Genomic DNA, 23,389 nt, shown 5'->3' with positions numbered 1-23,389 from the left:
AGTCCTCAACGCAGTTTCAGGGTGGCAAGGCCGATCAGCACCAGAATCACGGTGATGATCCAGAAACGCACGATCACCCGCGGCTCGGGCCAGCCTTTGAGTTCGAAATGGTGGTGAATCGGTGCCATGCGGAACACCCGCTTGCCGGTCAGTTTGAAGCTGGCGACCTGGATGATCACCGACAGGGTTTCCATGACGAACACCCCGCCCATGATGAACAGCACCACTTCCTGGCGCACGATCACGGCAATGGTGCCCAGGGCCGCGCCCAGCGCCAGCGCACCGACGTCGCCCATGAATACCTGGGCCGGGTAGGTGTTGAACCAGAGAAAACCCAGGCCAGCACCGACCAGCGCGGCGCAGAAGATGATCAGCTCGCCGGCCCCCGGCACATAGGGGATCAGCAGGTATTCGGAGAAATTCACGTTGCCCGACAGGTAGCAGAAGATCCCCAGCGCGCCGCCGACCATCACGGTGGGCAGGATGGCCAGGCCGTCGAGGCCGTCGGTCAGGTTTACCGCGTTGCTCGAACCGACGATAACGAAGTAGGTCAGCACCACGAAGCCGAAGCCCAGGGGGATGCTCACGTCTTTCAACAGCGGCAGGATCAGGGTGGTTTCCACCGGGCTCTGCGCGGTCATATAAAGGAACAGCGCCGCGCCGAGGCCGAACACCGACTGCCAGAAATACTTCCAGCGGCTCGGCAGGCCCTTGGAGTTCTTCTCGATCACCTTGCGGTAGTCGTCGACCCAGCCCACGGCCCCGAACAGCAGGGTCACGGCCAGTACCACCCAGACGTAGCGGTTGGCCAGGTCGGCCCAGAGCAGGGTGCTAACGGTAATGGCGGAGAGAATCAGCGCGCCGCCCATGGTCGGCGTGCCCTTCTTCGACAGGTGCGACTGCGGGCCGTCGTTGCGCACCGACTGGCCGATCTGGCGGATCTGCAGGGTGCGGATCATCCAGGGGCCCAGCCACAACGACAGCGCCAGCGCGGTGAGCACGCCAAAAATGCCGCGCAGGGTCAGGTACTGAAAGACCGCGAAGCCTTTGTGGAACTGTTGCAGGTATTCGGCCAGCAGCAGCAGCATTAGTGACTCTCCCCGGATGTGCCACAGAGCGCCGCCACGACGTTTTCCATCGCGGCGCTGCGTGAACCTTTGATTAGAAGGGTGGTATCGCCCGACTCGCCGGCAAGGGCGGCGATCAGGCTGGCCTGGTCGGCGAAATGCCGGCCCTGGGCCCCGAATTCGGCGACGGCGTGGGCCATCAGCGGGCCCACCGCATAGAGTGCGGAAACCTTGCCTGCGGCATAGCGGCCCACCTCGCGGTGGCCCTGCTCGGCCCAGTCGCCCAGCTCGCCCATATCGCCGAGGACCAGCACGGTGCGCCCGGCAAAGCCGGCGAGGATATCCACCGCGGCGCAGATCGACGCGGGGTTGGCGTTGTAGCTGTCGTCGATCACCCGCATGCCGTTGGGTGCGAGTTGCGCCACCGCGCGGCCCTTGACCGGCTGCAGGTTTTCCAGACCGGTCTTGATATCCACCAGCGGCACGCTCAGGGCCGCGGCAGCCGCAGAAGCGGCCAGGGCATTGGCGACATTGTGTTCGCCGAGCAGATTGAGCTGAACCACCGCCTGACCCTGACGGCAATGCAGGGTAAAGGCCGAGCAACCGCGGACATCACGCTGCAGATCGCTGGCATGAAAATCCGCCGCCGGATCGTTCAGGGAGAAACTGGTGACGCTACGGCCCTTGGCGCGCTGCTGCCAGGTGGCAAAGGCGGCATCGTCCAGGTTAAGCACGGCCACGCCGCTGTCGTTCAGGCCTTCGAGGATCTCGCCCTTGGCCAGAACGATCTTCTCCGGGCCGCCGAACTCGCCGACATGGGCGCTGCCGGCATTGGTGATAATGGCCACCTGGGGCTGGGTCAGGCCGACGGTGTAGGCGATCTCGCCGACATGGTTGGCCCCCAGTTCGATCACCGCCGCAACGTGCTCGGCAGCCAGCTCCAGCAGGGTCAGGGGCACCCCGAGTTCGTTATTGAGGTTGCCGCGGGTGGCCAATACCGGCCCGCGCAGGCCAACCCGCAGGATGCTGGCGAGCATTTCCTTGACCGTGGTCTTGCCGCTGGAACCGGTGATCGCCACCACCGGACCACCGAAGGCGCGGCGCTTGAGTGCGCCCAACTGGCCCAGGGCCAGACGGGTGTCGCTCACCAGCAGTTGCGGCAAGGGCGCGCCGCTCACTTCGCGCTCGACCAGGGCGGCCACCGCGCCCTTGGCGGCGACCTCGGCCAGGTAGTCATGGCCGTCGAAGCGCGGTCCGCTCAGGGCGACAAACAGCTGACCAGGGCGAATCGCCCGGCTGTCGCTGCTGACGGCCTCGAAGGCGCAATCGCGACCGATCAGGCGCGCATCCAGGGCCACCGCCACTTCGCTCAAACGCAGGGCCTTAAGCATGGCTCACCTCCCAATCGGCCAGGGCCAGGGCGGCGCAGCTCAGGTCGGAGAACGGCTGGCGCTGGCCATTGATTTCCTGATAGTCCTCGTGGCCCTTGCCGGCCAGCACAAGCACGTCGTCGGCATTGGCGGCCGCGACCAGCTGGGCGATGGCCTGGCCACGACCGTGGACGAACTGCACCCGCTCAGGCGCGCTGAAGCCGGCGCGGATATCGTTGAAGATCTGCTCGGATGCCTCGCTGCGCGGGTTGTCGTCGGTCACCAGCACGCCATCGGCCAGGCGCTCGACCACGGCGGCCATCAGCGGACGCTTGCCGCGGTCGCGGTCGCCGCCACAGCCGAACAGGCACAGCAGGCGGCCTTTGACATGGGGGCGCAGCGCTTCGAGAACTTTTTCCAGGGCATCCGGGGTGTGCGCGTAATCGACCACCACCAGCGGCTGGCGGACACCGCCCAAGCGCTGCATACGACCGACCGGCCCCTGCAACTGCGGCAGCACCTTGAGAATTTCATCGAGCGGGTAATCCATGCCCAGCAAGGCACCGACCACCGCCAACAGGTTGCTCAGGTTGAAACGACCAAGCAGCGAGCTGCGCAGGCTGCGTTCGCCCTGCGGAGTGACAACAGTAGCGACCACGCCTTGTTCGTCGAAGCGCGCCTGACGGCAATATAAATAGGCGCGCTGGTCTTCCAGGCTGTAGCCGATCAGGCGCGAGTCGTGCTCGACGCGGGCCAGTTCACGACCGAAGTCGTCGTCCAGATTGAGTACCCGGCAACGCAGACCCGGCCAGGCGAACAGAGCCGCCTTGGCCTCGCCATAGGCGTCCATCGAACCGTGGTAGTCCAGGTGATCGCGGGACAGATTGGTAAACACCGCCACATCGAAGGCCAGGGCCGCGACCCGGCCCTGGTGCAGGCCATGGGAGGACACCTCCATGGCCACGGCGCGCGCGCCGGCCTTCTTCATATCGGCCAGGGTTGCTTGTACGCCGATCGGGTCCGGGGTGGTGTGGCGACCCAAGGCCAGTGCGTTGTAGAAGCCGTTACCCAGGGTGCCGACGATGCCGCAGCTTTCACCGAGCAGATCCAGGGCCTGGGCCAGCAACTGGCTGACACTGGTCTTGCCGTTGGTTCCGGTGATACCGATCAGATGCAGGCCACGGCTCGGCTCACCATAAAAGCGCCCGGCAATGGCCGACAACTGCCCAGCCAGCCCCTTGAGCGCCACCAGCTCGGCGCTATGGGCGGTCATCGCCGCCGCACCCTCGGCCTCGTAGGCCACCGCGGCGGCCCCACGGGCGATGGCGTCGGCGATATGCACGCGGCCATCCTGCAGGGTACCGGGCACGGCAAGAAACAGGTCGCCCGGACGCACCTTGCGGCTATCCAGGGTCAATTCGCGGATCAGCACCGAGCTGGCGGCTTCCGGCAGCAACTGATTAAGGGGCATAGGCATCAGATGCGCCCTCCTTTAAGGGGATCAACGGCTGCGGTTTCAACTTTCAACGATTCGGGTGGCGGCAGGTTATCCGGGGCGACGTTCATCAGGCGCAATGCACCGGCCATGACCTTGCCAAACACCGGGGCAGATACCAGACCACCGTAATAACCACCCTGACTTGGCTCATCGATCACAATGGCCACCGCGATACGCGGGTCACTGACCGGACCAAAACCGGCAAAAAGCGAGCGATACGCATTGTCCCGATAGCCTCGGCTACCCACCGAAGCCTTACGCGCAGTGCCACTTTTACCCGCTACGTGATAGCCCGGCACCTTGGCGCGATATACCCCTCCGGGCGCTTCAATGACCTGCTGCAACATGCCCTGGATGACCACCGCAATGTTTTCCGGAATCACCTGAACGGAGTCCGGTTTACGGTCAACACGCGCCAGTGAAAGATTTGTGCTGCGACCATTATTGGCCAGTACCGAATAAGCATGGGCAAGCTGTACAGCCGTGACTGACAAGCCATAGCCATAGGACAACGTGGCCGTTTCGGCCTTGCGCCATTCGCGGTGGTTCGGCAGATTGCCAACCCGCTCACCCGGAAAGCCGAGGCCAGTATCCTGGCCCAGACCAACTTGCTGCATGACTTCGTAAATCGACTGACCACCGATATCAAATGCAATTTTGCTCATGCCGACGTTGCTCGACTTGATCAAAATATCGGTGAGGCTAAGCGGACCACTGCTACGCGATACATCGCGAATGGTGTACTTACCGATCTGCAAGGTGCCTGGGTAGACATCCACCGTGTCCGACGACTTCCAGCGGCCACTTTCCAGCGCAGCGCTCATGGAGAACGGCTTCATGGTCGAGCCAGGCTCAAACACATCAATCATTGCCCGGTTACGCATCGCTGCGGGCTGCAGATTACGGCGATTGTTCGGGTTGTAGGTTGGCTGATTGACCATTGCCAGGACCTCACCGGTGCGCACATCAACCATGACCAGGCTACCGGCCTTGGCACCGAACTCGAGCAGCGCATTACGCAGCTCACGATGGGCGAGGTATTGCAGACGCAGGTCAATTGACAATGCCAAGGCCTTACCGGCCTTGGCATTCTGTGCAACCTGGACGTCTTTGATCAGCCGGCCGCGCCTGTCCTTGAGCACTTGGCGCTTTCCGGGAACACCGGCCAGCCAATCATCGAAGGCCAGCTCCATACCCTCGCGGCCGCGGTCGTCGATATCGGTGAAGCCGACCACGTGGGCGGCCACTTCGCCGGCCGGGTAGAAACGGCGGAATTCCTCGATGGCATATACGCCCGGCACCTTCAGATCGAGCACCCGCAGGCCCTGCTCCGGGGTCAGGCCACGTACCAGGTACATAAATTCGCGTTCGGCATTGGCCTGTAAACGCGCACTGAACGCCTTGGCCTCCTGACCCAGGGCTGCCGCCAGGACCGGCCACTGGGCCTTGCCATTCTGCAGCTCCTTGCCGTTGGCCCACAGGGTGGTCACCGGAGTACTGACCGCCAGCGGTTCGCCGTTGCGGTCGGTGATCAGGCCACGGTGCGCCGGAATCGGAATATGGCGCACGCTGCGGGCATCGCCATGGGCCTGCAGGAAACTCTGATCGAACACCTGCAGATCGACGATACGCCAGGCGATGGCCCCGACCATCAAGGCCAGCACCAGCAGTACCAGGCGGAAGCGCCAAGGGTAGAGTGCGCCTTCGAGCCGAATCATGGGGCCACCATGCGCACTTCGGCAGCATCCGGGATGCGCATGCCGAGGCGCTCAGAGGCCAGGGTCTCGATCCGGTTGTGCGCGGTCCAGGTGCTCTGCTCAAGGATCAGCCGCCCCCACTCAGCCTGCGCCTTGTCGCGCACGCTGAGCTCGGCATACAGGTTGTTGAGCAGCTGGCGGTTCCAGTGGGCGCTGTAGGACACCGCCACGGCCGATACCAGCACGCCGAGAAACAGCACCAGCATCAGCAGGCTGCCGCCGGGCAATGGCTTGGCGAAGATCGCACTCATCGCATTTTCTCCGCAATGCGCATAACGGCACTGCGCGAACGCGGGTTGGCTTTCAGTTCGGCCTCGGAGGCGAACTGCGCCTTACCGATCAGCTTCAAGCGCGGCTCGAAGGCTTTCGGAATGATCGGCAGGTCGCGAGGCAACTTGTCCTGTTCGCCCTTGGCATGCTTGCGCATAAAGAGTTTGACGATGCGATCTTCCAGGGAATGGAAGCTGATCACCACCAGCCGCCCGCCCACTTCAAGGGCCTCCAGGGCGGCATCCAGGCCGAGCTCGAGGTCGCCGAGCTCGTTGTTGATAAAGATGCGCAGGCCCTGGAAAGCACGGGTGGCCGGATTCTTGCCTTTTTCCCAGGCCGGATTGGCTACGGTCAGCACCTGGGCCAGGTCGGCGGTGCGCTCGAACGGCTGCTCGGCACGCCGCAGCACCACCGCACGGGCCATGCGCTTGGCGAAACGCTCTTCGCCGTATTCCTTGAAGACCCGGGCAATTTCCTCTTCGCTGGCGCTGGCGATCCACTGCGCAGCGCTAAGCCCGCGACTGGGATCCATGCGCATGTCCAGCGGACCATCGTTCATAAAGCTGAAACCCCGCTCGGCATCGTCGAGCTGCGGCGAGGACACGCCGAGGTCGAGCAGGATGCCGCTGACCTTGCCGGCCAGGCCGCGGACAGCAACTTCTTCACCGAGTTCCGCAAAACTGCGCTGCACAACGACAAAGCGGCCGTCTTCGGCCGCCAGCTCATTCCCCGTCGCAATCGCCAGGGGATCCTTGTCGAACCCCAGCAAATGCCCGTCAGGGCCCAGCCTCTCGAGGATCAGCCGACTATGCCCGCCGCGGCCGAAGGTACCATCGAGGTAGCAGCCGTCCGCGCGCACAGCCAGCCCCTCGACCGCCTCGTCGAGTAGCACTGTTATATGGCGAAAGCTGCTGGACATAGTCACAGGATCAGGTCCCGTAGTTCGTCGGACAGAGCACCCGGTTGCTTGATGGCGGCCAGATCGGCATCCGCCACAGCATTCCAGGCATCTTCATCCCACAATTGAAATTTATTGAGCTGACCGACCAGCATCGCGCGTTTATCCAGCTTGGCGTACTCGCGCAGCCGTGGCGGCACCAGGAAACGACCGCTGGCATCCAGCTCGAGGTCAACCGCGTTACCGATCAGCAGACGCTGCAAACGACGATTCTCCTCGCGAAAGGACGCTAGTTCACGCAATTTGGCTTCGATCAGCTCCCACTCGGCCAGGGGGTAGACACACAGACAGGGGTCGACGGCATCGATGGTGACGATAAGCTGGCCGGCACAACGCGAAACGAGCTCATCCCGATACCGACTTGGCATCGCGAGGCGCCCTTTGGCGTCGAGACTTATGGCGTTAGCTCCGCGAAACACGATCGCGCTTCCCCTTTAATTAGCTATCCATGCCCAAAAAAACCCACTTCATGCCACTTCTTGCCACTCGCGCACACTATAGGAACGCACGCCCCCCACCGTCAAGGCGCGCCCAGCGGGAAAAATCCTTATAGAACGGAGATTTAGCGATACAAAGAGAGAAAGAAACAGCGAATGGACGGATAACCGACTAAGTAAAACGAGCCCACACAAGAAGCTGCACTTCAAACTTAAAGTGATTTATCAAGAGTAAGAATTTTTCGGTCTTAGAAAGCGGGGAATGAAAGTGAAGCGGACCAAGGAGAAAGGTGGAGAGTCGATCTGTAAGCCGGGTTCTGTCGAGGACAGTCATTCCTCTACGACGTACATCACTGCACGTCTTTAGCAACCTACCCGGTTCCAGCGCGGGCCACGCCAATGGAACCCTATTTGGTCTTGCTCCGAGTGGGGTTTGCCTAGCCACGAACTGTTACCAGTCGCGCGGTGCGCTCTTACCGCACCTTTTCACCCTTACCGGCACCGAAGTGCTTAGGCGGTTATTTTCTGTGGCACTTTCCGTAGGCTCACGCCCCCCAGGCGTTACCTGGCACTCCGCCCTATGGAGCCCGGACTTTCCTCCCCCGCATTACGCAGAACGCAACACGGCAGCGACTGTCCGATCGACTCTCCACCGCCAAGGTTACCGGCACCCGCCCGATAGAACAAGGCTCAAGCGCCTTTCTGCCGCTCCAGCGCCACCTGATAGAGCAAGTTCTTGCGCACCCCGGTGATCTCCGCCGCCAGCGCCGCGGCGCGCTTGAGCGGCATTTCCTCGAGCAGCAGGTCGAGCACGCGCATGGCCTCGACACTGACTGCGGCCTCGCCCTCGGGAGCCTGCCAGCCGGCGACCAGAACCACACATTCGCCGCGCTGCTGATTGGCATCGGCCGCCACCCAGGTCGCCAGCTCGGCCAGCGGCAGCCCCTTGAGGGTCTCGAAGGTCTTGGTGATTTCCCGCGCCAGCAAGGCCGGGCGCTCATCGCCGAACACCGCCTGCATATCCTGCAGGCACTCGAGAATGCGATGCGGCGCTTCGTAGAAAATCAGCGTGCGCGGTTCTTCCTTTACCCGCTCCAGGCGCGCGCGACGGCCGGCAGTCTTGGCCGGCAGAAAACCCTCGAAGATAAAGCGGTCGGAGGGCAGACCGGCCGCCGACAGCGCCGCAATCAAGGCACAGGCCCCCGGCACCGGCACCACCGCCACGCCCGCCGCACGCGCCTGGCGCACCAGGTGATAACCCGGATCGGAGATCAGCGGCGTGCCGGCGTCGGAAATCAGCGCCACATCCTCCCCTGCCTGCAGACGCGCAAGAAAGCGCCCCCCCTGATCGCGCTCATTGTGTTCATGGCAGGCCGCCAGGGGCGTAGCGATACCGAAGTGCTGCATCAGCCGCGCCGAATGGCGGGTATCCTCCGCCGCGATCAAGGCGACGCTGCGCAGGACAGCCAGTGCCCGCGCACTGATATCGTCCAGGTTACCGATGGGTGTGGCCACCACATAAAGCGTGCCGCAGATGGGATTCGGAGCAGCGGATGCGGTCACAGCACAGGCCTCGTCAATCAGCAAAGCGCGCATTGTAGCCCGTTTCCGGCCTTCGACATCGCGCCGCTGGCTAGGCTTGGGTACAATTCACCGCTCATTTGATCAAGTATCAGGAACGCCCTACATGCCCACCCGCCTGATCGCCCGCCTGCGTCCGCTCTCCGCCTTCTGCCTCGCTGCCCTCCTCGCCGCCTGCGCCAGCTCGCCCACCTCCAACCTGGGCGAGCTGCCACGCACCCCGCAAGCCAGCATCGAGCAACTGCTGCAACAGGCCGGCGACAGCAGCTCCGAACAGGCCGAGCTGTTGCGCCTGTCCGCCGCCGACCTGGCCTACCGGCAGAAAAACTTCGCCCGCGCAGCCGGCATCCTCGAGAAGGTCCAGCTGGAAAACCTGAAACCGGCGCAACAGATCTATGCCAGCACCCTGCGCGCCGAACTGGAGATGGCCCGCGAACAGCCCAAGGCGGCCCTGCGCGCCCTGAGCCACCCCAGCCTGGAGCGCCTCGGCGAGCTGCCAATCGAGCAGCAGGTACGCAGCCAGCTGGTCCGCGCCAGCGCCCTGCAGGCCAGCGGACAGACCCTGGCGGCGGCACGCGAGCGTGCCTTTATCGCCCCCCTGCTCAGCGGCGAAGCCGCCGCACGCAACCACCAGGAAATCTGGACCCTGGTCTCCAGCCTGCCCCTCGAACAGCTGCAGGCCAGCAACGATGCCGACCTCAATGGCTGGCTGGCACTGGCCCGCGCCACCAAGAGCGCCGGTACCCTGGAACAGCAGCAAAACGCCATCGACAACTGGCTGCAGCAGAACCCCGGCCACCCAGCCGCCCAGCAGCTGCCTGAACCCCTGGTCGAGCTGAAGAAACTTTCCAGCCAGCCGCTGAGCGAAATCGCCCTGCTGCTGCCCCAGGATGGCCAGTTGGCCAACGTGGCACGGGCGCTACGCGATGGCTTCCTCGCCGCCCATTACCAGGCCCAGCAGGCCGGCCAGAATCCGCCCAACATTCAGATTTTCGACAGCTCGCGCATCGGCTCCCTGGATGAGTTCTACCGCCAGGCCCAGGCCTCTGGCGTGCAGCTGGTCGTGGGCCCACTGGAGAAGCCGCTGGTCACCCAACTCAGCGCTCGCGAGCAGCTGCCCATCACCACCCTGGCCCTGAACTACAGCGAAACCGCCCAGGAAGGCCCCGCACAACTCTTCCAGTTCGGTCTGGCCGCGGAAGATGAAGCCCGCGAAGTGGCCCGCCGCGCCTGGGCCGACGGCCACCGCCGAGCAGTGGCCCTGGTCCCCCGCGGCGACTGGGGCGACCGCGTTCTCGACGCCTTTCGCCACAGCTGGCAGGCGCAAGGCGGCACCCTGATCGCCGCCGAGCATGTCGACCAGCCGGTGGAACTGGCCCGCCAGATCGCCGAGCTGTTCCAACTGCGCGAGAGCGAAGCCCGCGGCAAACGCCTGCAGAACGCCCTGGGCAGCAGCGCTGCCGCCGCACCGTCGCGCCGCCGCGATGTCGACTTTATCTTCCTCGCCGCCACCCCGCAGCAGGCCCAGCAGATCAAACCGACCCTGGCCTTCCAGTACGCCGGCGACGTGCCCGTGTACGCCACCTCGCACCTGTTCACCGGCAACCACAGTCAGGCCCAGTACCTCGACATGAACGGCATCATGTTCTGCGAAACGCCCTGGCTGCTGGACATCAACGCCCCCCTGCGCCAGCAGGCCAGCAGCCAGTGGCCCCAGGCCGGCGGCAGCCTGGGCCGGCTCTATGCCATGGGGGCCGATGCCTACCAGCTGGCCCCGCGCCTGAACCAGCTCAAGGCCATGCCCGAGACCCGCCTGGACGGCCTGTCCGGCAGCCTCAGCCTGAACCCGGCACAACGCATCGAACGCCAGCTGCCCTGGGCCGAATTCCGCGACGGCCAGGTCCAGCGCCTGCCCGACAGCGCCCTTTGAACGAGCGAATCAGCCCGCAGCAAAGCGGCCAGGCGGCCGAAGCCCTGGCGCGCCAGTTCCTCGAACAACGCGGCCTGCGCCTGCTGGCGCAGAACTGGCGCTGCCGCCTCGGCGAGCTCGATCTGGTCATGCTCGACAGCGATACAGTAGTATTCGTGGAAGTTCGCTATCGGCGCTATAGCGCCTGGGGCGGCGCAGCTGAAAGCGTCGATGCACGCAAACGTGAGAAACTCAGCCGCGCCGCCCAGCACTTCCTGCAGCAGGAATCACGCTGGGCCCGGCACCCATGCCGCTTTGATGTGATTGCCATAACTGCCGACAGCCAAGCCCCCGCGCCACTGAACTGGATTCAAAACGCCTTTGATACCTGAGCAGACGCCCCACTGAAAATTCTATCGCCCATGGATATGCCAATGGATATGCAAGCCCGTATTCGCCACCTGTTCCAAGCCAGCATCGACACCAAGCAGCAGGCCATGGAAGTGCTCATCCCCCTTATCGAGCAAGGCAGCCTGGCCATGGTTCAGGCCCTGCTCAGCGAGGGCAAGATCCTCACCTGCGGCAATGGCGGCTCCGCCGGTGACGCCCAGCACTTCTCCTCGGAGCTGCTCAACCGCTTCGAGCGCGAGCGCCCGAGCCTGCCGGCCATCGCCCTGACCACCGACAGCTCGACCATCACCTCGATCGCCAACGACTACAGCTACAACGAGATCTTCTCCAAGCAGATCCGCGCCCTCGGCCAACCGGGCGACGTGCTCCTGGCGATCTCCACCAGCGGCAACTCGGCCAACGTGATCCAGGCCATCCAGGCCGCACATGATCGAGAAATGGTTGTCGTAGCCCTGACCGGTCGCGACGGCGGCGGTATGGCTTCACTGCTGCTGCCGGAAGACGTGGAAATCCGCGTGCCTTCGAAAGTCACCGCACGCATCCAGGAAGTCCACCTGCTGGCCATCCACTGCCTGTGCGACCTGATCGACAGCCAACTGTTTGGGAGTGAAGAATGACCCGCTCACCACTGATTATCGCCGCCCTCGCACTGACCCTGGCCCTGGCCCTCGCCGGCTGCGGCAACCGCAGTGTCGGCAACAAGATCGACGACCAGTTTATCGCCCCGGAAGTCAGCGCCAATGTGGCCCGCGCCCATGCGGACCTGACCAGCCCGACTTCGCGCATCGTAATTACCAGCTACAACGGCGTGGTCCTGCTCGCCGGCCAGACCCCGCGTAGCGACCTCAAGGCTATGGCCGAGCAGGCCGCGCGCAAGGTCAACAACGTAAGCAAGGTGCACAATGAGCTGCAGGTGCAGCAACCCACCTCGCTGCTGGTACGCAGCAACGACTCGCTGCTGACCACCCGAATCAAGAGCCAGATGCTCGCCGACGCCACGGTGCCCGGCTCGCGCATCAAGGTGATCACCGAGAACGGCATCGTCTACATGCTCGGACTGGTCACGCGCGCCGAGGCGGCCCAGGCCACCAACCTGGTACAGAGCGTGTCCGGGGTGCAGAAAATCGTGCGGCTGTTTCAGTACACCAACTGAGTTCGCCACGCCCACAAAAAAGGCGACCCTCGGGTCGCCTTTTTTGTAACGGCTGCCTTTCAGGCCACCGCACAAGATCAGAAATGGCTCCCTGCCATTTCTCTTTACTTGACCACTTTCAGGCTGGGCCGACCACTCGGCCGTGGCGGCTCGCCATCCGGCGGCCCCTGATCATCAGGCCCTTCCGGCTCCTCATCCTCGGCCAGCGACGATTCCACCTCGAAGACCATGCCCTGGCCATTCTCCCGGGCATAGATCGCCAGCACCGCGGCGGAAGGGATATACAGGCTCTGAGGGACGCCACCGAAGCGCCCCTCGAAGCTCACCGCATCGTTATCCATATGCAGATGACGCACCGCACTGGGCGAGACATTCAGCACGATCTGCCCATCGCTGGCAAAACCCGGCGGCACCTGCACGCCGGCGAACTCGGCATTGACCAGCAAGTGCGGGGTACAGTCGTTATCAACGATCCACTCGTACAGGGCACGAACCAGATAGGGGCGACTCGACTTCATCACGACCTCCTCGGGTTAACGCATATCACGTTCGACTGGCGACAAGCTGACCTGGAACGCCTCACGGGCAAACTGGCGGTCCATATAATCGAGCAATGGCTTGGCCGGCTTTGGCAACTCTATCCCCAGAATCGGCAAACGCCAAAGAATCGGCAGCAGACAGCAATCCACCAGGCTTAATTCCTCGCTGAGAAAATACGCCTTGTCGGCAAACAGTGGCGACACCCCGGTCAGGCTCTCGCGCAATTCCTTGCGCGCCAGGGCACGGGCCGGCTCCTTGCTGCGCGGGTCGAGAATCAGATCGACCTGGGCGCACCAGTCGCGCTGAATGCGATGGATCAGCAAACGGCTATTGGCCCTGGCCACCGGATACACCGGCAACAGCGGCGGGTGCGGGTAACGCTCGTCCAGATACTCCATCACCACGGTCGACTCATAGAGCGCCAGATCGCGATCAACCAGGGTCGGCAGACTGGCATAGGGGTTGACCTCCAGCAATTTCGCCGGATAGCGACCCTTTTCGACACTGATGATTTCGGCGCTGACACCCTTCTCGGCGAGCACGATGCGTACGCGGTGGGAATAGTGGTCAGCGGGGTCGGAGTAACAGGCCAACCGATTGGTCACGCCCATGGCGGTCCTCCTCGCTTATAAAGTTATGTGAAGCAGAAAAAATTGCCTGGAGCAATTTTTGACGTCGCTTGCGACGGCACCGCCGGGGTGACCGCCAGGGATGGCAGGGTACAAAACCTGCGCGCCCAAAGGGGCGCGCAGGTCAACAGCGGAGACACAAGAAATTAATGCACGTCCTTCCAGTATTCGCGCTTGAGCAGATAGGCGAACACGAAGAAGAAGGCAAGATACAGCAGAACGTAGGTGCCGATACGCTGACTTTGCAATTTAACCGGATTGGCCGAGTAAGCCAGGAAGGTCACCAGATTCTTGACCTTCTCGTCGAACTCTTCTGTGCTCAGCGCGCCGGTCTTCGGCTCAACGGTCAGTTGATCGCAAGCCTCATGGGTAATCGGCGTGCCGGTCAGCGGGTCGAACAGCTTCTTGCCGTCCTCAACCACCTGCACCTGCTTGCAACCTATGTACTGACGCCCCTGCAGGCCCACCAGCACGTTCGGCATACCGACGTTCGGGAAGACCTTGTTGTTGGCCCCCAGCGGACGGCTCGGATCATCGTAGAAAGTCCGCAGGTAGGTGTACAGCCAGTCGTTACCACGCACACGGGCAACCAGGGTCAGGTCCGGCGGTGCCGCACCAAACCAGGCCTTGGCATCGGCTGGCTGCATGCCGATCTTCATGTGATCGCCAATCTTGGCCTCACTGAACACCAGATTTTCCAGCATGATTTGATGTGGAATGCCCAGGTCGTCGGCAACACGCTCGTAGCGCTGATACTGGGCCGAGTGGCAGCCCATACAGTAGTTGGCGAACGTACGCGCGCCGTCCTGCATGGCGGCCTTGTCAGACAGATCGATATCCACTTTATCCAGCGGATAGCCGCTTCCAGCGCCCATGGCCAGAACCGGCATTGCAGCGATAACAAGTGCAGCAAATAGCTTTTTCATCAGCCAGTCACCCTTTCCGGAACCGGTTTGGTCTTTTCGATCTTGGTGTAGAACGGCATCAGGATGAAGTACGCGAAGTACAGGAAGGTACACACCTGCGACAACAGCGTACGACCTGGTGTTGGTGCCAATACACCCAAGACCCCAAGAATCACGAAGGACACGCAGAAGATCAGCAGCCAGACCTTGCTCAGCCAACCCTTGTAGCGCATCGACTTGACCGGGCTACGATCCAGCCATGGCAGCACGAACAGCACCGCAATGGCCGCACCCATGGCGATAACGCCCATGAGCTTGTCGGGGATCGCCCGCAGGATCGCGTAGAACGGCGTGAAGTACCAAACCGGGGCGATATGCTCAGGCGTCTTGAACGGGTTGGCCGCCTCGAAGTTCGGCTTCTCGAGGAAATAGCCACCCATCTCCGGGAAGAAGAAGATCACGAAGCAGAAGACAAACAGGAACACCACCACACCGACGATATCTTTCACGGTGTAGTAAGGGTGGAAGGCAATGCCGTCGAGCGGAATGCCGTTCTCGTCTTTCTTCTTTTTGATGTCGACGCCGTCCGGGTTGTTCGAGCCGACTTCGTGCAGCGCCAGGATATGCAGCACCACCAGACCGAGAATCACGATCGGCAGGGCCACCACGTGCAGGGCGAAGAAGCGGTTCAGGGTGATCCCGGAAATCAGGTAGTCACCACGAATCCACTGGGTCAGGTCCGCGCCGATCACCGGAATGGCACCGAACAGCGAGATGATCACCTGGGCACCCCAGTAGGACATCTGACCCCACGGCAGCAGGTAACCCATGAAGGCTTCCGCCATCAGCATCAGGTAGATCAGCATGCCGAAGATCCACACCAGCTCGCGCGGCTTCTGGTAGGAGCCGTAGAGCAGACCGCGGAACATGTGCAGATAGACCACCACGAAGAACGCCGAAGCGCCGGTGGAGTGCAGGTAACGCAGGATCCAGCCGTATTCCACATCACGCATGATGTATTCGACCGAGGCAAACGCCTCTTCGGCCGAAGGGGTGTAGCTCATGGTCAGCCAGATGCCGGTGACGATCTGATTGACCAGCACCAGCAGTGCCAGGGAGCCGAAGAAATAGAAGAAGTTGAAGTTCTTCGGGGCGTAGTACTTGGACAGATGGTCTTCCCACATCTTGGTCGCGGGGAAACGCGCATCGACCCATTCCATGAATTTACTCATCATGCTTGCTCCTGATCCACACCGATGATGATCACATCATCCGTCTCGTACGTGTGCGGCGGCACCGGCAGGTTCAAGGGTGCAGGCTGAGCCTTGTACACGCGACCTGCGAGGTCGTAACGCGAACCGTGGCATGGGCAGAAGTAACCACCAACCCATTCAGCGCCCAGGTCAGCAGGTGCCACTTCCGGACGGAAGGACGGCGCGCAACCCAGGTGGGTGCACAGACCTACCAGCAACAGCAATTCCGGCTTGATCGAACGAGTTTTCGGATCGACATAACTCGGCTGCTCAGACGCCTTGGAGTCAAAGTCGGCCAGTTGCGGCTCGAGCTTGACCAGGTTGCCGAGGATCTCCTCGGTACGGCGCACGATAAACACCGGCTGCCCCCGCCACTCGGCAACCATCTGCTGGCCTGGCTCGATCTTGCTGACGTTCACCTTCACAGGTGCACCGGCAGCTTTAGCCTTGGCGCTTGGGAACCAGGACCCTACGAACGGGACCGCGGCACCCACCGCTCCTGCAGCGCCCACCACAGAGGTGGCCGCTACCAGAAAGCGACGCCGGCCTGCATTCACGCCGTCATTGCTCATTCAGTCGTCTCCCATCAGCTTTATGGCCTTTTAAGCAGGCCTATACTCGGTAAGTTTCAGATCGCACAAAAAGTTGCCGAATGGTAAAGAAAAGCCCCTTTACTGACAAGGTAATTACCCCGCCATAATGGACGCAAAGCCTTGCAAATCACGGCATTCACCGCTGCGGCATGATGCCGCAGACTAAATCATCATCCATAAAAAACGCCCAGCTCCGAAAGGAAACTGGGCGTCTTTGAACGCAGGTCGCGAATTAACGCTTGGAGTACTGCGGACGCTTACGCGCCTTACGCAGACCAACCTTCTTACGCTCAACTTCACGGGCATCGCGAGTCACGAAGCCAGCTTTGCGCAGCGCAGGACGCAGCGCTTCGTCGTAGTCCATCAGGGCGCGAGTGATGCCGTGGCGGATTGCGCCAGCCTGACCACTTACACCGCCACCGATAACGGTAACGAAAACATCGAACTTCTCGGTCATTTCAACCAGTTCCAGCGGCTGACGAACTACCATGCGGGCAGTTTCGCGACCGAAGAAACCGTCGAGAGTACGGTTGTTGATGGAGATCTTGCCAGTACCAGCACGCAGGAAAACGCGAGCGGTTGCAGTCTTGCGACGGCCAGTGCCGTAATTTTGAGTCGCCGACATAATGAACTATTCCGTTAAAACTTCAGTTCTTGGGGCTGCTGAGCAGTGTGGGGGTGAGCAGCGCCCGCATACACTTTCAGCTTACGATACATGTCGCGACCCAGCGGGTTCTTCGGCAGCATGCCTTTAACCGCGGTCTCGATCACGCGCTCAGGGGCCTTGGCGATCAGCTTCTCGAAGTTGATCGACTTGATGCCGCCCGGGAAACCGGAGTGGGAGTAGTACATCTTGTCGGTGGTCTTGGCACCAGTTACACGAATCTGCTCGGCATTGATCACGACGATGTAATCGCCGGTATCAACGTGCGGAGTGTACTCTGGCTTGTGCTTGCCACGCAGACGGCTCGCGATTTCGGTGGCCAGACGACCCAGGGTCTGACCAGCAGCGTCGACGACAAACCAGTCGCGCTTTACTGTTTCCGGTTTAGCAGTAAAAGTTTTCATTCTTTATAGCCTCAGGGGCCGCCCTGATAAATAAGACGGCGGATCTTACTGAATAGTGCGTACTTTGACAAGTCAAAGGCAGCCGAAAACAGGCGCTATCGGGGGCTCGGGTCAGCGCGTCCGTAATACGGCAAGATTCTTCGGCAGACGGCGCATCACTTCCACTGCAGAAAGAGGTGCGCAATTATGCAGATTGCCAAGATAATTTCAACCAGATTATGCCAATGAGTTTTTAAGGAGCACGTTATGGATTACCGCCAACTCGGCCGAACGGATCTCAAGGTCAGCGCCCTCTGCCTGGGCAGCATGACCTGGGGCGAGCAGAACAGCGCCAGCGAAGCCCACGCCCAGATCGAACGGGCCAAGGCCTATGGGGTTAATTTTCTCGACACGGCAGAGATGTACCCGGTACCACCGCGGGCCGAAACCTACAGCAAGACCGAGCAGATCATCGGCGACTACTTCAAACAGCGCGGCGATCGCGCCGACTGGGTGCTGGCCAGCAAGATCGCCGGCCCCGGCAATGGCATCGACTATATCCGCGGCGGCCAGCTCAAGCACAATCGCACCCATATAGTCGCGGCGCTGGATGCCAGCCTCAAGCGCCTGCAGACCGACTGGATCGACCTCTACCAGCTGCACTGGCCGGAGCGCCCGACCAACTTCTTCGGCCAGCTCGGCTATCGCCACCAGGACAGCGCGTTCACCCCGCTGGAGGACACCCTGGAAGTGCTCGACGAACAGATCAAGGCCGGCAAGATCCGCCACATCGGCCTGTCCAACGAGACGCCCTGGGGCACCCTGAAATTTCTCCAGCTGGCCGAACAGCGCGGCTGGCCGCGCATGGTCTCGATCCAGAACCCCTACAACTTGCTCAACCGCAGCTTCGAAGTCGGCCTGGCCGAGGTCGCCATCCGCGAAGACTGTGGCCTGCTGGCCTATTCGCCCCTGGCGTTCGGCATGCTCAGTGGCAAATACGCCGGCGGTGCCCGCCCGACTGGCGCGCGCCTGAGCCTGTTTAGCCGCTTCGCGCGCTACACCAACCCGGAGTCGGAGTCGGCCTGCTCGCGCTATGTCGCCCTGGCCCGCGAACATGGCCTCGATCCGGCGCAGATGGCCCTGGCCTTCGTCACGGCGCAACCCTTCGTCACCAGCAACATCATCGGCGCGACCAGCCTGGAACAGCTGGACAGCAACCTGGCCAGCAGCGAGCTAAGACTCTCCGGGGAAGTGCTGACCGGCATCGAGGCGATTCACAAGGCCCAGCCCAACCCCGCCCCCTGATCGATATAGGAGACATAAAAAAGCCCGGCAATTGCCGGGCTTTTTATTCAACTGCAGATCACAGCGAGCGGGCGATGATCTCCTTCATGATCTCGTTGGTGCCGGCGTAGATGCGCTGCACCCGCGCATCGGCCCAGGCTCGCGCCACCGGGTATTCCCACATATAGCCGTAGCCACCGTGCAACTGCACGCACTCATCGAGCACCTTGCACTGCAGGTCGGTGCCCCAGTACTTGAGCATGGCCGCGGTCGGCACATCCAGCTTGCCCTGCAGATGCAGCTCCAGGCAGCGGTCGACGAAGACCCGGCCGATCTGAATTTCGGTGGCCATTTCCGCCAGCTTGAAGCGAGTGTTCTGGAAGTCCGCTACCGCCTTGCCGAAGGCCTTGCGCTCGCGGGTGTAGTCCAGGGTCCAGTTGAGCGCCGCCTCGGCCGAGGACAAGGCACCGATACCGACAGTCAGGCGTTCCTGGGGCAACTCCTGCATCAGGTAGGCGAAGCCCATGCCGGCCTGACCCAGCAGGTTTTCCTTGGGCACACGCACATCCTGGAAGAACAGCTCCGAGGTGTCTTGGGCCTTCATGCCGACCTTTTCCAGGCGCTTGCCCTTGGCGAAGCCCGGGGTATTGGCCTCCACCAGAAACAGGCTGGTGCCCTTGGCCCCGGCTTTCGGGTCGGTCTTGGCCACCACAATCACCAGATCGGCCAGGAAGCCGTTGGTGATAAAGGTCTTCGAGCCGTTGATCACATACTCGTCGCCATCCAGCACGGCGGTGGTTTTCACCCCCTGCAGGTCGGAACCCGCACCCGGCTCGGTCATGGCGATGGCGGTAACCATCTCGCCAGACACCAGCTTGGGCAGGTAATGGCGCTTCTGCGCCTCGCTGCCGTAATGCAGGATGTAGGGCGCAACGATATCGGAGTGCAGGGAGAAACCGATGCCGGTCAGGCCCAGGCGGCCGACTTCCTCGATCACCACAGTGCTATAGAGGAAGTCCGCCGCCATGCCGCCGTATTCTTCCGGGAGATGCGAGCAGAGCATGCCGGCCTCCCCCGCCTTGTTCCACAGGGCGCGATCGATATGACCATCCTTTTCCCACTGGGCATGAAAAGGCACAGCCTCCTGCTCGAGAAACCGGCGCACGCTGTCGCGGAACTGTTCGTGTTCGGAGCTGAAAATCGTTCTGGGGATCATGGCAACACCTGCTTGATAGCGCTGTTTTAAAGTGGCCTCGACTTTAGCCAAGCAAACGCTTGGTCACACTGGACACAAGCGCCAATAAATAAGACGATCCAGCCAGCCCGTGACCACTTAGCCTTTATAAGAACAATAGCCATGCCTATCCAGTCAACCGCTGCCCTGCGCCGCGTCAGCATTCTCGCCACCGACGGCGTATTCGCCTCCACCCTGATGCAGGCCAAGGACTTCTTCCATATGGCCAGCCTGCGCTATGGCAAACAACAGGGCCTGGGCCTGACGCCGACCTTCGAAATCCATCTGGTCAGCCCGGACGGCCAGCCGGTAAACAGCTTCAGCAATGTGCGAATGCCGGTGGACGGCCCCCTGGACAGCGCCGACATCATCATCCTGCCGGCCTTCTGGGATGACTTCGACGCCCTCTGCCAGCGCCACCCCCAGGTACTCGACTGGCTGCGCGAGCGCCACGCCGCCGGCAGCGCCATCTGCGGCGAAGCCACGGGGGTGTTCTGGATGGCCCAGGCCGGCCTGCTCGACGGCAAGGAGGCAACCACCTACTGGCGCTTCTTCAACGAATTCGCCGAACGCTTCCCCAGGGTGCTGCTCAACCAGGAAAAACACCTGTCGGACGCCGACAACCTGTATTGCGCCGGCGGCACCACCTCGGCCTGCGACCTGTATATCTACCTGATCGAGCGCTTCTGTGGTGCCAGCGTGGCCCAGGGCGTGGCCCGCGACATTCTCTATGAAGTGCAGCGCAACTATGCCCCGGGACGCATCGGCTTTGGCGGGCAGAAACTGCACCACGACATGACCATCCTGCAGATCCAGCAGTGGCTGGAGGATCACTTCGCCGACAAGTTCCGCTTCGAGGACGTGGCCCGCGAGCACGGCATGAGCATCCGCAACTTTATGCGCCGCTTCCAGACCGCCACCGGCGACAAACCACTGCACTACCTGCAGCGCCTGCGCATCGAAACCGCCAAGGGCCTGCTCAGCGCCACCCGCAAGAGCATCAAGACCATCAGCTATGAAGTGGGTTACGACGATGCCAGTTTCTTCGCCCGGCTGTTCCGTCAGCACACGGAACTGTCACCCAACCAGTACCGTCGGCAGTTCCAGCACAAGGACAGCCATGCTTAAGGTCGGCCCGGGGTAACACTGGCCACAACCCACGACGGCGCAACTCATCCTTGGATGGGTGGGTCGCGGCCGCCGGCGCTCTATGATCGACACATACCTACAACAATCAGGTCATCGCCATGCGCCGCACGCTTATTGCCCTACTCGCCACCTGCAGCTTCAGCGCTGTAGCCGCCGACAACTGGAAGCCCTTCCCTTACGATCAGAGCGCCTACGACTACTCGGGCGACAAACTGCGCCAGGCCTGGCCACAACTGACCCGCGGCTTTGGCAGCGACTACCCCTTCCCTGACGCCGACTGGGTAGTCACCATGGCCACCCGCCACCCACAGGCCCTGGAGAAAACCGTCACGGCCGACACCGGCTTTACCGGTAAGCCGGAAGAAGCACAAATTTATGCGGGCAAACTGCAGGACGTCTGGCGACTGGTGTTCCGTGGCGACTTCGCCCAGGCCAAGCAACAAGGCCTGGCCCTGGGAGTCGGCGGACAGGTTCCGGCGATGTTCGCCCAGGTGATCTACGCCATGTTTCTGGTGCCCGACCAGGCCGAGAAGCACAAACTACTGGAAGAAGTGATCGCCTACACCGACCAGGCCAGCGATCTGGTCCAGGCCGATGTAGCCGCCCAGTTCGGCCGCATCTATGCCAAGGCGCGCCTGGGTGAAGAACTCTCGGTACCCGTGGTGCTCAAACGCGGTTACACCACGCAGATCCCCAACGAACTGAAGGCCCTGCTGGCCAAGCAGCCGCAACTGCCCTTCGCCCTGGCCCTGTATGGCGGCTACGAGGCCGGGGTGATCCGCAAGGTCGGCAAGCTGGTCGGGCGCATGACTTACGGGGTCAGTGCCGACAATATGGAGAAGTATTTCAGCCGTAGCTTCAAAGCCCAGGACGACCTGCCCATCGGCCACTACGAGTATGCCAACGCCCTGACCTACGTGTACGGCGACGACGAACAAGACAAGGCCCTGCAGCACCTCAAGCGTGCCGTGGCGATCAAGCCGATCAGTGCCATGGAGGCCCTGGAAGTGGCCCACGCGCAGAAGATGCTCGCCCAGCACGAGCAGAAGCTGGCGCAGAACTGAAATCACTGCCGGCCGTAGGGTGCGCTGCGCGCACCGAACAAGCCTCGAACACTCAGGAACCGTGAGCATCTGGCGAGAACGGCGTAGGCCTCGGTGCGCATGGCGCACCCTACGTAGCACTGCGCCGCACATCCATGAAAAAGGCGACCGCTCGGGTCGCCTTTTTCATGTCAGCAGAATAATCAGGGTTTATGCGGACGCGCGAGAAACTCGTGGGACTGCATCTCCAGCAGACGGCTGAGGGTGCGCTGGAACTCGAAGGTCAGGCGGCCGCCGGTGTAGAGGTCTTTCAGCTCCACTTCGGCGGAGATGATCAGCTTGACGTTGCGGTCGTAGAACTCGTCCACCAGGTTGATAAAGCGCCGCGCCATATCTTCCTTGGCGGTGCTCATCTGCTCGACGTTGGCCAGCAGCACGGCGTGGAAGATCTTGCCCAGCTCGATATAGTCATTCTGGCTCCGCGGGCCGTCGCACAGCTCGCGGAACTCGAACCAGGCCACGTCGTCCCCCACCTTGCGCGCGGTGATGGCACGGTTTTCGATCATCAGCGCCTCGTTCTCCTGCACCGTGCAATGCTCGGGCAGCAAGCTGCTGAAGCTCTTCTGCAGGCTTTCCTCGGCCGCGGCATCCAGCGGCCAGTGGAACAGCTCCGCCTGCTCCAGGGCGCGCAGGCGGTAGTCGATACCGCTGTCGACGTTGACGATCTCGGTGTGTTCTTTCAGCAGCGCAATGGCCGGCAGGAAGCGCGCACGCTGCAGACCATCCTTGTACAGGCCGTCCGGCACGATATTGGAGGTGGCCACCAGGCTGACGCCATTCTTGAACAGCTCCTCCAGCAGGGTGGCGAGGATCATCGCGTCAGTAATATCGCTGACGAAGAACTCGTCGAAGCAGATTACCCGCGCCTCGTCGGCGAAACGCTTGCCGATGATGGTCAGCGGGTTCTTCTCGCCCTTGAGGGTGCGCATTTCTTCATGCACGCGCTTCATAAAGCGGTGGAAGTGGGTGCGTACCTTGCGCTCGAACGGCAGCGAGTCGAAGAAGGTATCGACCAGGTAGGTCTTGCCGCGACCCACCCCACCCCAGAAATACAGGCCCTTGACCGGCCCCTGGGGTTTACGGGCGAACAGCTTGCCGAACACACCGGTCGTGCCCTTGTCCGCGGCGACCAGATCGTCATACAGGCGCTGCAGATGACGCACGGCAGTTTCCTGGGCGGCATCATGGAAGAACTCGGGGCGTTTAAGGTCAGCCTGGTAGCGTTCTAGGGGCGTCATAAT

The 23,389-nt window shown here is 62.1% G+C and carries 24 protein-coding genes and 1 other RNA gene; 7 read left to right on the top strand and 18 right to left on the bottom strand.

Translation table 11 applies throughout. The features are described 5' to 3' along the window. Positions 1–5: 5 nt before the first annotated feature. The 9 genes from mraY to rsmI form a co-directional block, all read right to left on the bottom strand. Positions 6–1,088, bottom strand: a complete 1,083-nt coding sequence (gene mraY / locus AACY13_RS03625; RefSeq protein WP_339459367.1) for a phospho-N-acetylmuramoyl-pentapeptide-transferase — start codon at positions 1,086–1,088, stop codon at positions 6–8. Next, positions 1,088–2,458: a UDP-N-acetylmuramoyl-tripeptide--D-alanyl-D-alanine ligase gene (locus AACY13_RS03620; protein ID WP_339459365.1), complete on the bottom strand. Its 1,371-nt coding sequence runs from the start codon at positions 2,456–2,458 to the stop codon at positions 1,088–1,090. Before AACY13_RS03620 ends, mraY begins: the two co-directional genes overlap by 1 nt. Beyond that, positions 2,451–3,914: a UDP-N-acetylmuramoyl-L-alanyl-D-glutamate--2,6-diaminopimelate ligase gene (locus AACY13_RS03615; RefSeq protein WP_339459364.1), complete on the bottom strand. Its 1,464-nt coding sequence runs from the start codon at positions 3,912–3,914 to the stop codon at positions 2,451–2,453. The genes AACY13_RS03620 and AACY13_RS03615 overlap by 8 nt, the downstream gene beginning before the upstream one ends. Further along, positions 3,914–5,653, bottom strand: coding sequence for a peptidoglycan D,D-transpeptidase FtsI family protein (locus tag AACY13_RS03610; protein WP_445262518.1), 1,740 nt, complete (start codon positions 5,651–5,653; stop codon positions 3,914–3,916). Before AACY13_RS03610 ends, AACY13_RS03615 begins: the two co-directional genes overlap by 1 nt. Continuing rightward, on the bottom strand, positions 5,650–5,943 hold the full coding sequence (gene ftsL, locus AACY13_RS03605; RefSeq protein WP_339459363.1) for a cell division protein FtsL: 294 nt from the start codon (positions 5,941–5,943) through the stop codon (positions 5,650–5,652). Before ftsL ends, AACY13_RS03610 begins: the two co-directional genes overlap by 4 nt. After that, a complete protein-coding gene (gene rsmH, locus AACY13_RS03600; protein WP_339459993.1) occupies positions 5,940–6,881 on the bottom strand; it encodes a 16S rRNA (cytosine(1402)-N(4))-methyltransferase RsmH in 942 nt (313 codons plus the stop codon). Before rsmH ends, ftsL begins: the two co-directional genes overlap by 4 nt. A gap of 2 nt (positions 6,882–6,883) precedes the next feature. Beyond that, positions 6,884–7,339, bottom strand: coding sequence for a division/cell wall cluster transcriptional repressor MraZ (gene mraZ / locus AACY13_RS03595; protein WP_339459361.1), 456 nt, complete (start codon positions 7,337–7,339; stop codon positions 6,884–6,886). Positions 7,340–7,647: 308 nt separating this feature from the next. Then, positions 7,648–8,006, bottom strand: an RNA gene (gene rnpB, locus AACY13_RS03590) — RNase P RNA component class A. Positions 8,007–8,047: 41 nt separating this feature from the next. Next, a complete protein-coding gene (rsmI, locus tag AACY13_RS03585) occupies positions 8,048–8,953 on the bottom strand; it encodes a 16S rRNA (cytidine(1402)-2'-O)-methyltransferase (RefSeq protein WP_339459359.1) in 906 nt (301 codons plus the stop codon). A 103-nt stretch (positions 8,954–9,056) separates the two neighbouring features. On the opposite strand from rsmI, the gene AACY13_RS03580 reads away from it, so the two are divergent. The 4 genes from AACY13_RS03580 to AACY13_RS03565 are packed head-to-tail and all read left to right on the top strand — an operon-like array spanning position 9,057 to position 12,411. Further along, positions 9,057–10,868 (top strand): penicillin-binding protein activator, encoded by a 1,812-nt coding sequence (locus AACY13_RS03580; protein ID WP_339459991.1) that lies wholly within the window; start codon positions 9,057–9,059, stop codon positions 10,866–10,868. Continuing rightward, positions 10,865–11,239 (top strand): YraN family protein, encoded by a 375-nt coding sequence (locus AACY13_RS03575; protein WP_339459358.1) that lies wholly within the window; start codon positions 10,865–10,867, stop codon positions 11,237–11,239. The genes AACY13_RS03580 and AACY13_RS03575 overlap by 4 nt, the downstream gene beginning before the upstream one ends. Before the next feature lie 42 nt (positions 11,240–11,281). Then, a complete protein-coding gene (locus AACY13_RS03570) occupies positions 11,282–11,875 on the top strand; it encodes a phosphoheptose isomerase (protein ID WP_325509558.1) in 594 nt (197 codons plus the stop codon). Then, entirely contained in the window at positions 11,872–12,411 is a 540-nt protein-coding gene (locus AACY13_RS03565; RefSeq protein ID WP_339459356.1) for a BON domain-containing protein, read from the top strand. The genes AACY13_RS03570 and AACY13_RS03565 overlap by 4 nt, the downstream gene beginning before the upstream one ends. Before the next feature lie 104 nt (positions 12,412–12,515). Here AACY13_RS03565 and AACY13_RS03560 read toward each other — a convergent pair whose 3' ends face one another. The 7 genes from AACY13_RS03560 to rplM form a co-directional block, all read right to left on the bottom strand. Beyond that, a complete protein-coding gene (locus AACY13_RS03560) occupies positions 12,516–12,929 on the bottom strand; it encodes a ClpXP protease specificity-enhancing factor (protein WP_339459354.1) in 414 nt (137 codons plus the stop codon). 15 nt (positions 12,930–12,944) lie between these two features. Continuing rightward, on the bottom strand, positions 12,945–13,562 hold the full coding sequence (locus AACY13_RS03555) for a glutathione S-transferase N-terminal domain-containing protein (RefSeq protein ID WP_339459353.1): 618 nt from the start codon (positions 13,560–13,562) through the stop codon (positions 12,945–12,947). A 164-nt stretch (positions 13,563–13,726) separates the two neighbouring features. After that, positions 13,727–14,506, bottom strand: a complete 780-nt coding sequence (locus AACY13_RS03550; protein ID WP_339459352.1) for a cytochrome c1 — start codon at positions 14,504–14,506, stop codon at positions 13,727–13,729. Next, a complete protein-coding gene (locus tag AACY13_RS03545; protein WP_339459351.1) occupies positions 14,506–15,717 on the bottom strand; it encodes a cytochrome b in 1,212 nt (403 codons plus the stop codon). Before AACY13_RS03545 ends, AACY13_RS03550 begins: the two co-directional genes overlap by 1 nt. Further along, positions 15,717–16,310: a ubiquinol-cytochrome c reductase iron-sulfur subunit gene (gene petA, locus AACY13_RS03540; protein ID WP_339459350.1), complete on the bottom strand. Its 594-nt coding sequence runs from the start codon at positions 16,308–16,310 to the stop codon at positions 15,717–15,719. The genes AACY13_RS03545 and petA overlap by 1 nt, the downstream gene beginning before the upstream one ends. A gap of 253 nt (positions 16,311–16,563) precedes the next feature. After that, positions 16,564–16,956 carry a 30S ribosomal protein S9 gene (rpsI, locus tag AACY13_RS03535; protein ID WP_339459348.1) on the bottom strand — a complete coding sequence of 131 codons (393 nt, stop codon included), beginning with the start codon at positions 16,954–16,956 and terminating at the stop codon, positions 16,564–16,566. Positions 16,957–16,970: 14 nt separating this feature from the next. Beyond that, positions 16,971–17,399: a 50S ribosomal protein L13 gene (gene rplM, locus AACY13_RS03530; RefSeq protein ID WP_007917032.1), complete on the bottom strand. Its 429-nt coding sequence runs from the start codon at positions 17,397–17,399 to the stop codon at positions 16,971–16,973. 246 nt (positions 17,400–17,645) lie between these two features. On the opposite strand from rplM, the gene AACY13_RS03525 reads away from it, so the two are divergent. Beyond that, the gene (locus tag AACY13_RS03525; protein WP_339459347.1) at positions 17,646–18,683 is read left to right on the top strand and encodes an NADP(H)-dependent aldo-keto reductase; all 1,038 of its coding nucleotides are present in this window, start codon (positions 17,646–17,648) and stop codon (positions 18,681–18,683) included. A gap of 58 nt (positions 18,684–18,741) precedes the next feature. Here AACY13_RS03525 and AACY13_RS03520 read toward each other — a convergent pair whose 3' ends face one another. Further along, positions 18,742–19,878 (bottom strand): acyl-CoA dehydrogenase family protein, encoded by a 1,137-nt coding sequence (locus tag AACY13_RS03520; protein WP_339459346.1) that lies wholly within the window; start codon positions 19,876–19,878, stop codon positions 18,742–18,744. Between the two features lie 240 nt (positions 19,879–20,118). On the opposite strand from AACY13_RS03520, the gene AACY13_RS03515 reads away from it, so the two are divergent. Continuing rightward, the gene (locus tag AACY13_RS03515) at positions 20,119–21,024 is read left to right on the top strand and encodes a GlxA family transcriptional regulator (protein WP_339459990.1); all 906 of its coding nucleotides are present in this window, start codon (positions 20,119–20,121) and stop codon (positions 21,022–21,024) included. Between the two features lie 119 nt (positions 21,025–21,143). Beyond that, the gene (locus AACY13_RS03510; protein WP_339459345.1) at positions 21,144–22,109 is read left to right on the top strand and encodes a hypothetical protein; all 966 of its coding nucleotides are present in this window, start codon (positions 21,144–21,146) and stop codon (positions 22,107–22,109) included. Between the two features lie 182 nt (positions 22,110–22,291). Here AACY13_RS03510 and zapE read toward each other — a convergent pair whose 3' ends face one another. Next, the gene (gene zapE, locus AACY13_RS03505) at positions 22,292–23,386 is read right to left on the bottom strand and encodes a cell division protein ZapE (protein ID WP_339459344.1); all 1,095 of its coding nucleotides are present in this window, start codon (positions 23,384–23,386) and stop codon (positions 22,292–22,294) included. Positions 23,387–23,389 lie beyond the last annotated feature (3 nt).

Source organism: Pseudomonas sp. EA_105y_Pfl2_R69 (assembly GCF_963970915.1).
Classification (GTDB): domain Bacteria; phylum Pseudomonadota; class Gammaproteobacteria; order Pseudomonadales; family Pseudomonadaceae; genus Aquipseudomonas.
Note: the sequence above shows the minus strand (reverse complement) of the source record. Positions and strands in the feature narration are given on the sequence as shown.